13 protein-coding genes and 5 tRNA genes are annotated in these 10926 nt (G+C 71.3%); 14 read left to right on the top strand and 4 right to left on the bottom strand.

The window, feature by feature from the left end:
- Positions 1-521: 521 nt before the first annotated feature.
- The 9 genes from NPS70_RS05330 (at position 522) to NPS70_RS05290 (ending at position 4698) form a co-directional block, all read left to right on the top strand.
- On the top strand, positions 522-698 hold the full coding sequence (locus NPS70_RS05330; RefSeq protein WP_256522834.1) for a hypothetical protein: 177 nt from the start codon (positions 522-524) through the stop codon (positions 696-698).
- Positions 699-1005: 307 nt separating this feature from the next.
- Positions 1006-1779 (top strand): fumarylacetoacetate hydrolase family protein, encoded by a 774-nt coding sequence (locus tag NPS70_RS05325; protein ID WP_256522833.1) that lies wholly within the window; start codon positions 1006-1008, stop codon positions 1777-1779.
- Entirely contained in the window at positions 1772-3247 is a 1476-nt protein-coding gene (gene gltX, locus NPS70_RS05320; RefSeq protein WP_256522832.1) for a glutamate--tRNA ligase, read from the top strand. Before NPS70_RS05325 ends, gltX begins: the two co-directional genes overlap by 8 nt.
- A gap of 144 nt (positions 3248-3391) precedes the next feature.
- Positions 3392-4114 carry an HAD family hydrolase gene (locus NPS70_RS05315; protein ID WP_256522831.1) on the top strand — a complete coding sequence of 241 codons (723 nt, stop codon included), beginning with the start codon at positions 3392-3394 and terminating at the stop codon, positions 4112-4114.
- Between the two features lie 91 nt (positions 4115-4205).
- Positions 4206-4277, top strand: a tRNA-Gln gene (locus tag NPS70_RS05310).
- 21 nt (positions 4278-4298) lie between these two features.
- Positions 4299-4371: transfer RNA gene (locus NPS70_RS05305), tRNA-Glu, on the top strand.
- Between the two features lie 61 nt (positions 4372-4432).
- Positions 4433-4508, top strand: a tRNA-Glu gene (locus tag NPS70_RS05300).
- Between the two features lie 18 nt (positions 4509-4526).
- Positions 4527-4598: transfer RNA gene (locus NPS70_RS05295), tRNA-Gln, on the top strand.
- 27 nt (positions 4599-4625) lie between these two features.
- Positions 4626-4698 (top strand) — tRNA-Glu (locus tag NPS70_RS05290).
- Between the two features lie 127 nt (positions 4699-4825).
- Here NPS70_RS05290 and NPS70_RS05285 read toward each other — a convergent pair.
- Entirely contained in the window at positions 4826-5470 is a 645-nt protein-coding gene (locus NPS70_RS05285; RefSeq protein ID WP_256522830.1) for a MerR family transcriptional regulator, read from the bottom strand.
- A 76-nt stretch (positions 5471-5546) separates the two neighbouring features.
- On the opposite strand from NPS70_RS05285, the gene NPS70_RS05280 reads away from it, so the two are divergent.
- Positions 5547-6026, top strand: a complete 480-nt coding sequence (locus NPS70_RS05280) for a DUF4188 domain-containing protein (RefSeq protein ID WP_256522829.1) — start codon at positions 5547-5549, stop codon at positions 6024-6026.
- Positions 6027-6102: 76 nt separating this feature from the next.
- On the opposite strand, the gene NPS70_RS05275 is transcribed toward NPS70_RS05280, so the two are convergent.
- Both NPS70_RS05275 and ndgR read right to left on the bottom strand, forming a co-directional pair.
- Complete coding sequence (locus tag NPS70_RS05275) at positions 6103-6351, bottom strand: SCO4226 family nickel-binding protein (protein WP_256522828.1); 249 nt, start codon at positions 6349-6351, stop codon at positions 6103-6105.
- 121 nt (positions 6352-6472) lie between these two features.
- Positions 6473-7189, bottom strand: coding sequence for an IclR family transcriptional regulator NdgR (gene ndgR, locus NPS70_RS05270; protein ID WP_256522827.1), 717 nt, complete (start codon positions 7187-7189; stop codon positions 6473-6475).
- A 144-nt stretch (positions 7190-7333) separates the two neighbouring features.
- On the opposite strand from ndgR, the gene leuC reads away from it, so the two are divergent.
- The 4 genes from leuC (at position 7334) to NPS70_RS05250 (ending at position 10496) form a co-directional block, all read left to right on the top strand.
- Positions 7334-8764: a 3-isopropylmalate dehydratase large subunit gene (leuC, locus tag NPS70_RS05265; RefSeq protein WP_256522826.1), complete on the top strand. Its 1431-nt coding sequence runs from the start codon at positions 7334-7336 to the stop codon at positions 8762-8764.
- A 6-nt stretch (positions 8765-8770) separates the two neighbouring features.
- A complete protein-coding gene (gene leuD, locus NPS70_RS05260) occupies positions 8771-9364 on the top strand; it encodes a 3-isopropylmalate dehydratase small subunit (protein WP_256522825.1) in 594 nt (197 codons plus the stop codon).
- 104 nt (positions 9365-9468) lie between these two features.
- Positions 9469-9696 (top strand): hypothetical protein, encoded by a 228-nt coding sequence (locus NPS70_RS05255; RefSeq protein WP_256522824.1) that lies wholly within the window; start codon positions 9469-9471, stop codon positions 9694-9696.
- 143 nt (positions 9697-9839) lie between these two features.
- Positions 9840-10496 carry an HU family DNA-binding protein gene (locus NPS70_RS05250; protein WP_256522823.1) on the top strand — a complete coding sequence of 219 codons (657 nt, stop codon included), beginning with the start codon at positions 9840-9842 and terminating at the stop codon, positions 10494-10496.
- A gap of 148 nt (positions 10497-10644) precedes the next feature.
- On the opposite strand, the gene NPS70_RS05245 is transcribed toward NPS70_RS05250, so the two are convergent.
- A complete protein-coding gene (locus NPS70_RS05245; RefSeq protein ID WP_256522822.1) occupies positions 10645-10848 on the bottom strand; it encodes a hypothetical protein in 204 nt (67 codons plus the stop codon).
- Between the last annotated feature and the right edge of the window lie 78 nt (positions 10849-10926).

Here is a 10926-nt window from a genome sequence, read left to right as displayed (position 1 = left end):
GGTGTCGGCGTCTCGGGGCTTCGTTCGAGCCCCTGGTGGTCGTGATTGACCGGCGCTTCTCCCCCTTTCCCGCCGCCGCTCGGCGCTGCGTTGCGCCCATGCGCGCCGATCTCCAAACCGCGGCGGTGCGGGAATTCCAGCACAGTGCAGGATCTCCAACAAGGGCCGTGTACCGGGCTGTGACCTGAGTGACACTTTGTGAGTGTCGTGTCACGAGACGTAGAAAAGCCCCCCGGGCAAAGCGGACGTTCCGGTGCGAGTCCCTTACGGGTAGGGGGTGTCCCAGTCGCCATGATCAGGAGCGGAATGAAGGGTTCAGTGGCGGAATGTCCGTTCCGCTGCCCGGTGGGTCGCGGGTGACTTGCCCGAATTATTACTCATCTCGTGAGCAAACTCACACGATGATCGGTGAGTTCCTCTGGCATTCCATGGGAATCGGGTGTTTAGCCTGGCGCTTTGCAAGGTTGGCCCGGATGTCAACCGCACCCCCGCCCCTGAGCCGACGAGGTCTGAACCCACCGATGAAGACGACGATGACGGTCCGCACCACCGCCAACCCCCGCCGGACGACCCTCGCGCACCTGAAGGACGCCGGGGAGCTGGTGGCCGCGGAGCAGACGGAGCACTCCCTCGACCTCCCGGAGCAGACGGCGAACCCGCGCCGCACCGTCCTCATGGAGGCGCCCGTCTCCTCCTGAGCCTCCCCGGGCCCCGAGTCGGCCCGCACCGGCACGTCGCGATGCCCGGGCCCGGCGGCCCGGGCATCGCCGCGTTCCGGGAGCCGCACCCTCCCGTCCCGGGCGCCCGCCGTGCCGCGGCCCCCGGCTCCCCGCCGCGTCCGGGCGCCGTCGCCGGCCCGCCGCCCCGGACGGCTCCCGGCCCCGGCTCCCCGTCCGACGGGGCGGGCCCCCGCGGCGCGCTAGCCTGGAGCGTCAGCAACCGGCCCGCGCCGAGAGCGCCCGGCCGGCTCGTCACGCAGGAAGAAGTGAGGGGCGACAGCATCCCGTGCGCATCGCCAGGTTCTCCATCGACGGCAATGTCGCCTTCGGCGCGGTCGAGGACGGGCCCGACGGCCCGGTCCTCGACATCATCAAGGGCATCCCGTACGCCGACTTCGAGCTCTCCGGCACCAAGGTCCCGCTGAAGGGCGTCCGCCTGCTGCCGCCCGTGCTGCCCAACAAGGTGGTGGCGATCGGCCGCAACTACGCCGAGCACGCCGCGGAACTCGGCAACGAGGTCCCGGAGGTGCCCGTCGCCTTCTTCAAGCCCACCACCTCGGTGATCGGCCACGGGGACCCGATCGAGTACCCCTCCTTCTCGCAGGAGCTGCACCACGAGGCCGAGCTGGCCGTCGTGATCGGCCGCATGTGCCGCGAGGTCCCCCGCGAGCGCGTCAAGGACGTCGTCTTCGGCTACACCTGCGCCAACGACGTCACCGCCCGCGACGTGCAGCGCCGGGAGGCGCAGTGGGCCCGGGCCAAGGGCTTCGACACCTCCTGCCCCCTCGGCCCCTGGGTGGTCACCGACCTCGACCCCTCGGACCTCGGCGTCCAGTGCACCGTCAACGGCGAGCAGCGCCAGCTGGGCCGCACCGGCGACATGGTCCGCTCGATCGAGGACCTGATCGTCCACATCACCGAGGCGATGACCCTGCTCCCGGGCGACGTCGTCCTCACGGGCACCCCCGCGGGCGTCGGCCCGCTCAACGTCGGCGACGAGGTCGCCGTCACCATCGAAGGCATCGGCACTCTCACCAACAAGGTGATCAAGCGTGGCTAACGCGAACGTCCGCGTACGTTTCTGTCCCTCCCCGACCGGCAACCCCCATGTGGGCCTGGTCCGCACGGCGCTGTTCAACTGGGCCTACGCCCGGCACACCGGCGGCACCATGGTCTTCCGCATCGAGGACACCGACGCGGCCCGCGACTCGGAGGAGTCCTACCGGCAGCTGCTCGACTCGCTGCGCTGGCTCGGTCTCGACTGGGACGAGGGTCCCGAGGTGGGCGGCCCGCACGCCCCCTACCGGCAGTCCGAGCGGATGGACCTCTACCGGGACGTCGCCGGGAAGCTGCTCGCTGCCGGCCACGCCTACCGCTGCTACTGCACCGCCCTGGAACTGGAGGCCCGCCGCGACGCCGCCCGCGCCGCCGGGCGGCCCTCCGGGTACGACGGCACCTGCCGCGACCTCACCGAGGAGCAGCGCGCCGCCTTCGAGGCCGACGGCCGGGAGTCCATCGTCCGCTTCCGGATGCCCGACGAGCCGATCACCTTCACCGACCTGGTGCGCGGCGAGCTGACCTTCACCCCGGACAACGTCCCCGACTTCGGCATCGTGCGGGCCAACGGCGCCCCGCTGTACACACTGGTCAACCCGGTGGACGACGCCCTCATGGAGATCACCCACGTCCTGCGCGGCGAGGACCTGCTCTCCTCCACCCCCCGGCAGATCGCCCTCTACCGGGCCCTGATCGAACTCGGCCTCGCCAAGGAGATCCCGGCCTTCGGCCACCTGCCCTACGTGATGGGCGAGGGCAACAAGAAGCTCTCCAAGCGCGACCCGCAGTCCTCGCTCAACCTCTACCGGGAGCGCGGCTTCCTCCCGGAGGGGCTGCTGAACTACCTGTCGCTGCTCGGCTGGTCCTTCTCCGCCGACCAGGACGTCTTCACCGTTCCCGAGATGATCGAGCGGTTCGACGTCGCCGACGTCAACGCCAACCCGGCCCGCTTCGACCTGAAGAAGGCCGAGTCGATCAACGGCGACCACATCCGGATGCTCGACGTGAAGGCCTTCACCGAGGCGTGTGAGCCCTGGCTCACCGCCCCGCACGCCAACTGGGCCCCGGAGTCGTTCGACCGGGCGAAGTGGGAGGCGATCGCCCCGTACGCCCAGACCCGCCTGACGGTCCTCTCCGACATCACCGCCAACGTCGACTTCCTCTTCCTCGACGCGCCGGTGGAGGACGAGGCGTCCTGGGCGAAGGCGATGAAGGGTGATCCGGCCGCCCTGCTGACCACGGCCCGCGAGAAGCTCGACGCGGCGGACTGGACGAGCGCCGAGTCCCTGAAGGAGGCGGTCCTGGCCGCGGGCGAGGCGCACGGCCTCAAGCTGGGCAAGGCCCAGGCCCCGGTGCGCGTCGCGGTCACCGGCCGCACCGTCGGCCTGCCGCTCTTCGAGTCCCTGGAGATCCTCGGCAGGGAGCGCACCCTGGCCCGTGTCGACGCGGCCCTGGCCAGGCTCACCGCCTGAGAACCCCTCCCCGGTGCCCGCCGGGCGGGGTGGCCCGACCGCCACCCCGCCCGGCGGGCACCGCCGCTGTACCGGGCACCGCCTCCCCCTGCCGCCTCGTCACTCCGGGTGCGGGCGGGCCCGCCGCGGCGGTAGCGTCCTGGCATGCCGATCCGCGCCGTGCTGTGGGACATCGACGACACCCTCTTCGACTACGCGGGAGCCGACCGCACCGGCATGAGCGTCCACCTGGGGCGCGAGGGCCTGCCGGGCGGATACGCCGACGTGGACCAGGCCCTGGCCGCCTGGAAGAGGCTCACCCAGGTCCACTGGGACCGCGTCGCCCGCGGGCTGACCGACTTCCCGGGCCAGCGCCGCGACCGGGTGCGGGACTTCCTTCGTGCACCGTCCATGACCGACGCGGAGGCCGACGACTGGTTCGGGCGCCACCTCGTGCACTACGAGGCCGCATGGTCCCTGTTCCCCGACGCCGTTCCCGCGCTCGACCTGCTGGCGGGCGACTACCGCCACGCCGTGCTGTCCAACTCCAGCCTCGCCCACCAGGAGCGCAAGCTGCGCACCCTCGGTGTGCGGGACCGCTTCGAGGCCGTGGTCTGCGCGGTCGAACTCGGGGTCTCCAAGCCCGAGGCCGGTGCCTTCCTGGCCGCGTGCGAGGCGATCGGCCTGCCCCCGCACGAGGTCGCCTACGTGGGGGACCAGCCGGACATCGACGCCCGGGGCGCGGTCGAGGCGGGCCTCGCGGGGATCTGGCTGGACCGCGAGGGACTGGGCGGAAGGCCCGAGCTCACACGGATCACGGGGCTCGATCAGCTGGCCCCGCTGCTGCGCGGGGATACCCGTTTTGGAGCGCCGTCCACCTTCGGGTAATGTTCTTCCTGCGCCGAGGGGAGCGGGCCGAAAAGCCCGGACCCGGAAGCGTAAACCCGAACAAGATCCCTTAGCGGGGGTTGTGTTCTGGTGGCCTATGGTGTAATTGGCAGCACGACTGATTCTGGTTCAGTTAGTCTTGGTTCGAGTCCAGGTAGGCCAGCTCGCAGAGCTCATCTGCAAGGCCCCCGTTGTGTAGCGGCCTAGCACGCCGCCCTCTCAAGGCGGTAGCGCCGGTTCGAATCCGGTCGGGGGTACAGATCCTTCTCGCGGGGTCATCCGGGTCGCTCCCGATGGCACCGATGCAGGATCGCCAGGGCCCCCGTTGTGTAGCGGCCTAGCACGCCGCCCTCTCAAGGCGGTAGCGCCGGTTCGAATCCGGTCGGGGGTACCAGCTGGTCTAAACCACCAGTGGCCTATGGTGTAATTGGCAGCACGACTGATTCTGGTTCAGTTAGTCTTGGTTCGAGTCCAGGTAGGCCAGCGGATCCCCATCAGGGATCACCATCTTGCCCCCGTTGTGTAGCGGCCTAGCACGCCGCCCTCTCAAGGCGGTAGCGCCGGTTCGAATCCGGTCGGGGGTACGAGTCCGAAGGGGCCCTTCTCTGAAGGGCCCCTTCGGCGTTCCCTGCCGGGGTCGCGCCGGCCGGAGCGCGTCCGCCACGGAGCGGCGCCCCGCGGTGGACCCCGGCGCCGGATCGCGGACGGCCCTCAGGTGATCCCGTAGCGCCGTGCCGACTCCACCTCCTGCGCCAGCCGCCGCAGACCGAGCAGCAGCGGGTCGTACAGGACCGCCGAGGCGACCGCGGCCTCCACCTGCTCCGAACCCGGCGGACGGGTCTCCAGCAGATCCAGGTCGTGCGCCGCCACCTCCCCCATGTGGCGTGCGTACGGCACGAGTTCGTCCAGCGACAGCGGGAACCCCAGCCGGTTCAGGGTGGCGATGGCGGTGACCAGGCCGCGGTGGACGGGGGAGAGGTCCCCGATCTCCCGGGCGGTGTCCCAGCCCAGCTCGGCCAGCAGCGCGTCCAGGGTCCCCCGCGCCGAGGCCGCGGCCGCGTCGTCCCCGACCTCGTCTTCGGGCTGCGGCAGGGCCCAGGTGGCCGCGCCGAGGCGCATCGTGAGGCCCAGCGACTCGTCGTCCACGTGCCCGAGCACCTCGCGTGCCGTGGCCACCGGGACGCGCCCGACCTGGATCATCGCCCGCACCAGCCGCAGCCTGCGCAGGTGGGACTCGTCGTACTCGGCCTGGGTGGCCGTGACCCGCCGGCCCGGCGGGAGCAGCCGCTCGCGCAGGTAGTACTTGATCGTCGCGATGGAGACGCCGCTCCGCTCGCTCAGCTCGCCGAGACGCACGACTTGTGCCCTTCGTTGGGTAGTGCGACTATCTCATCAGGAGAGTGAAACTATCCAACAGTATCGAGGGGGCGTCATGGGCGTGAGGATCCAGCCGGGCCGGACCACCGCGGCGGCGGACGGGGAGGTGGTCGTCTTCCTCATCGGGATGCGGATCAACCGCCTCCTGGCGGTGCACCGTTGGCTTCCCGTGCTCCTCGCCATGCCGATGATGCTCAGGGAGCTGGGGCGCGACCGCTCCCTCGGGCTCCTCCACCATCTGCTGCTCACCGGCTCCCCGCGGACCTACTACCTCGTCCAGTACTGGGAGTCCAAGGACAAGCTGCTCGCCTACGCCGCCGCCCCCGAGCACCTCCACCGCTCCTGGTGGGGGCGGATGAACCGGGCGGTGCGCAGGGGCGGGCGCCATGTCGGCATCTGGCACGAGACCTATGTCGTCCCGGCGGGCTCCTACGAGTCCATCTACGCGGACATGCCGGCCCACGGGCTCGGCAGGGCCCACGGGACGATGCCGCTGAGCCCCGGGGTGCAGGCGCGGGACCGGTTGGGCGTCTGAGGGGGCGCGCCGGGGTCCGCGCCGCGGGCGGGGCCCCGGCGCACCCGTCCGCGGCGGGTGCCCGCGCGGCGCGGGGTCAGGCGGTGATCGGTACCGGGTGGATCTCGTCCGCCGGGTGCCCGGCCCGCTCGTGGACGCGCCGGATGGCGTCGGCGGACGGGCCCTCGGACAGGCAGTACACCGTCCCGGTCTCGGGGTCGGCCCAGGCCTGCTTGAAGTGCACGCCCTCCTCGCCCTCGATGGCGAGGTCCGCGTTGTGGGCCTCCCGGAGCTTCTCGCTCGTGATGTCCTTCATGCCGTGGTGGACGTCCATGAACTCGGCCATGGCTGCTGCACCTCCGTCGGTCGGTGGTACTTCCATGGTCCACCCGGCGGCCCCCGCGGACACGTCCGGCCGGCCCCTGCGGCGTTGGAGGGGCCGGCCGGACGTGGTGGTCGGGGGGTGCTCAGCCGGAGCGGCGCAGCGCCTCGCTCAGGCGGGCGGCGGAGTCGATGACGGCCTGGGCGTGCATCCGCCCCGGGTGCCGGGTCAGGCGCTCGATCGGGCCCGAGACGGACACGGCGGCGACGACCCGGTTCGACGGGCCGCGCACCGGGGCGGAGACCGAGGCGACGCCCGGCTCGCGCTCGCCGATCGACTGGGCCCAGCCGCGGCGGCGCACGCCGGAGAGGGCGGTGGCGGTGAACCGGGCCCCCTGGAGCCCGCGGTGCAGCCGCTCCGGCTCCTCCCAGGCCATCAGGATCTGCGCCGAGGAGCCCGCCTTCATGGTGAGCGTCGAGCCGACCGGCACGGTGTCGCGCAGCCCGGAGAGCCGCTCCGCCGCCGCCACGCAGATGCGCATGTCGCCCTGCCGGCGGTAGAGCTGCGCGCTCTCGCCCGTCACGTCCCGCAGGTGGGTGAGCACGGGGCCGGCGGTGGCCAGCAGCCGGTCCTCGCCCGCCGCCGCGGCGAGCTCCGCCAGCCGCGGGCCCAGGATGAACCTGCCCTGCATGTCCCTCGCCACCATACGGTGGTGTTCCAGTGCCACGGCCAGGCGATGGGCCGTGGGTCGTGCGAGTCCCGTGGCCGCGACCAGGCCCGCGAGGGTGGCCGGACCGGACTCCAGGGCGCTCAAGACAAGGGCTGCCTTGTCGAGAACGCCGACGCCGCTAGAGTTGTCCATGCAACGATACTCCCGTCTCACTCTGTGAAACGCAAGTTCAATTTTCCATGGAACTTGTCACGCTGTAGTCGCGGCCCGCGGATCCATGGGGCCGCACACGATCTCTAGATGCGCCGGAGGCACAGGCCGGCCGGAGGGAAAGCGATGGGTAGGACACTCGCGGAGAAGGTCTGGGACGACCACGTCGTCCGGCGCGCAGAGGGCGAGCCCGACCTCCTCTACATCGATCTGCACCTGCTGCACGAGGTGACCAGCCCCCAGGCCTTCGACGGCCTGCGCAAGAACGGCCGGCAGGTGCGGCGCCTCGACCTCACCATCGCGACCGAGGACCACAACACCCCGACCCTGGACATCGACAAGCCCATCGCCGACCCCGTCTCCCGCACCCAGCTGGAGACCCTGCGCAAGAACTGCGCGGACTTCGGCGTGCGCCTGCACCCGCTGGGCGACGTCGAGCAGGGCGTCGTCCACGTGGTGGGCCCGCAGCTGGGTCTGACCCAGCCCGGTACCACCGTGGTCTGCGGCGACTCGCACACCTCCACGCACGGCGCCTTCGGCGCGCTGGCCTTCGGCATCGGCACCTCGCAGGTCGAGCACGTCCTGGCGACCCAGACCCTGCCCATGGCCCGCCCGAAGACCATGGCGATCACCATCGACGGCGAACTGCCCGACGGGGTCACCGCGAAGGACCTCATCCTCGCCGTCATCGCGAGGATCGGCACCGGCGGCGGCCAGGGCTACGTGCTGGAGTACCGGGGCGCGGCCATCGAGAAGCTCTCGATGGAGGCCCGGATGACCATCTGCAACATGTCCATCGAGGCCGGTGCCCGGGCGGGCATGATCGCCCCCGACGAGACCACCTTCGCCTACCTCCGCGGACGGGACCACGCGCCGCAGGGCGAGGACTGGGACGCCGCGGTCGCCTACTGGAGCACGCTGCGCACCGACGAGGACGCCGTCTTCGACGCCGAGGTGGTCATCGACGCCGCCGAGCTGAGCCCGTTCGTCACCTGGGGCACCAACCCCGGCCAGGGCGCCCCGCTGGGATCCAGCGTCCCCGACCCCGCTTCGTACGAGGACGCCTCGGAGCGCATGGCCGCCGAAAAGGCACTGGAGTACATGGGGTTGACCGCCGGGCAGCCCCTGCGGGACATCTCCGTGGACACCGTCTTCGTGGGCTCCTGTACCAACGGCCGTATCGAGGACCTGCGCGCGGTGGCCTCGGTGCTGGGCGGCCGCAAGGTCGCCGACGGCGTACGGATGCTGGTCGTCCCCGGTTCGGTGCGGGTGGCGCTCCAGGCCGTGGAGGAGGGGCTGGACGCGGTCTTCAAGGAGGCCGGTGCCGAGTGGCGGCACGCCGGCTGCTCCATGTGCCTGGGGATGAACCCCGACCAACTGGCCCCCGGTGAGCGCTCCGCGTCCACCTCCAACCGCAACTTCGAGGGCCGGCAGGGCAAGGGCGGCCGGACCCACCTGGTCTCGCCGCAGGTGGCCGCGGCCACCGCCGTGCTGGGCCACCTGGCCTCCCCGGCCGACCTGTCCGACGCCGACGTCTCCACTCCCGTAGGGGTCTGAGGAACCATGGAAGCCTTCACCACGCACACCGGTCGCGCCGTCCCGCTGCGCCGCAGCAACGTCGACACCGACCAGATCATCCCCGCGCACTGGCTGAAGAAGGTCACCCGCGACGGATTCGAGGACGGCCTGTTCGAGGCCTGGCGCAAGGACCCCGGCTTCGTGCTGAACCGCCCGGAGCGCCAGGGAGCCTCGGTGCTCGTCGCCGGACCCGACTTCGGAACCGGCTCCTCCCGGGAGCACGCCGTCTGGGCCCTGCAGAACTACGGCTTCCGGGCCGTGCTCTCCTCCCGCTTCGCCGACATCTTCCGCGGCAACTCCCTCAAGAACGGCCTGCTGACGGTCGTCCTGGAGCAGTCGGTGATCGACGCCCTGTGGGAGCTGACCGAGGCCGACCCCGCCGCGGAGGTCACGGTCGACCTCCGGTCGCGCACCGTCTCCGCGCCCGGGGTCACCGCCGCCTTCGAACTCGACGAGAACGCCCGCTGGCGGCTGCTGAACGGCCTCGACGACATCAGCCTCACTCTTCAGAACGAGTCGGACATCGCGGCCCACGAGGCGGGGCGCCCGTCCTTCAAACCCCGCACGCTTCAGGTCTGAGCAGCGCTTTTCCCGAACTGCGCCCCCTGCCGCCCGGCGGGGGGCGCAGTCGTGCGTTGAGACCCCGTGGGGCGACAACTCGCCCCAGATGGCACAATCGGTGCATGGAACGTGACAGCCAACTCGAGCTCTACGAGGCGGTCGCGGCCCGACTCAAGGAAGCGCACGCGACAGTGCGCGCACTGCAAGTCCCGGAGGGCGTGAGGATGGCGCTGTCCCGGAAGCTGCTCGTCGTGACGGCGGCGGCGAAGCACGATCTCCCGGACGCCGCAAGGCGTCTGGACCGGTTGATGAAGGACCTCGACGAGGGCCGTTTCCCTCCCGGCGACTGACCCCAGAACTCCGCCAAGGTCGACTTCGTTGCGGCACTAGGGTGATTAGACCGTTTCGTGTTTGATTTGCGGTATATATCTGCCTAACGTGCGAAAACGCCTGGACGCAATCGTTCCGGCCAAATGTCTCCGAAGGGGAAGACGTGAACAAGGCGCAGCTCGTAGAAGCGATTGCCGACAAGCTCGGTGGCCGGCAGCAGGCCGCCGACGCTGTCGACGCGGTGCTTGACGCGATCGTCCGGGCGGTCGTCGCAGGGGACCGGGTCTCGGTCACCGGCTTCGGCTCGTTCGAGAAGGTCGAGCGCCCCGCCCGTTACGCCCGCAACCCGCAGACCGGCGAGCGCGTGCGGGTCAAGAAGACCTCGGTGCCGCGCTTCCGTGCGGGCCAGGGCTTCAAGGACCTGGTCAGCGGGTCGAAGAAGCTCCCCAAGGGAGGCGAGGTCGCGGTCAAGAAGGCGCCCAAGGGCAGCCTCTCGGGTGGCTCCTCCACCCGTACGACCGCCAAGGCCGCGGCCAAGAAGGCCACGGCGAAGAAGACCGCCGCCAAGAAGGCCACCGCGGCGAAGAAGACCACCGCCGCCAAGAAGGCCACGGCGGCGAAGAAGACCACCGCTGCCAAGAAGGCCACGGCGGCGAAGAAGACCACCGCGAAGAAGGCGGCCCCGGCGAAGTCGGCCGCGAAGAAGACCACGGCCAAGAAGACCGCCCCCGCGAAGAAGGCCACCGCGAAGAAGGCGCCCGCCAAGAAGACGACGGCCCGCAAGACCGCCGCCAAGAAGACCACCGCCCGCAAGAAGTAGGGCGCCTCCACCCCCTGCACCCCACGCGACGGGCCGGCCTCCCCTTCGGGAGACCGGCCCGCGGCGTGCCCGCCGCCCCCTGTGCCCCGCCGCGCGGCGTACCCGGCCGGACGCCCGGGAACCGGCACGCCTGCCGAAGGCCGTCCGCTCAGAACGTCTGCAGCGTGATCAGGGTGATGCGCAGCGCCCCGCCCTCGCCCTCGGTCTCGATCCGCACCCGCTGCCCGGGGCGCAGCAGCCGCAGCCCCCCGGCGTCGAACGCCGCGGTGCCGAAGGGCACGGGTGTCCCGTCGTCGAGCAGCACGCTCCCGCTGCGGGTGTCCGGGTCGTAGGTGTACGAGGTGGCCTGCATGCGCCCCAGACTAAGGCCTGCCCCGCCACCCCCGGCCGGCGCACGACGGCCGCCGCGGCACCCGGCCGGGCCGCCCGG

This window comes from Streptomyces sp. C10-9-1, from assembly GCF_024497955.1.
Taxonomy (GTDB): Bacteria; Actinomycetota; Actinomycetes; order Streptomycetales; family Streptomycetaceae; genus Streptomyces; species Streptomyces sanyensis.
Note: the sequence above shows the minus strand (reverse complement) of the source record. Positions and strands in the feature narration are given on the sequence as shown.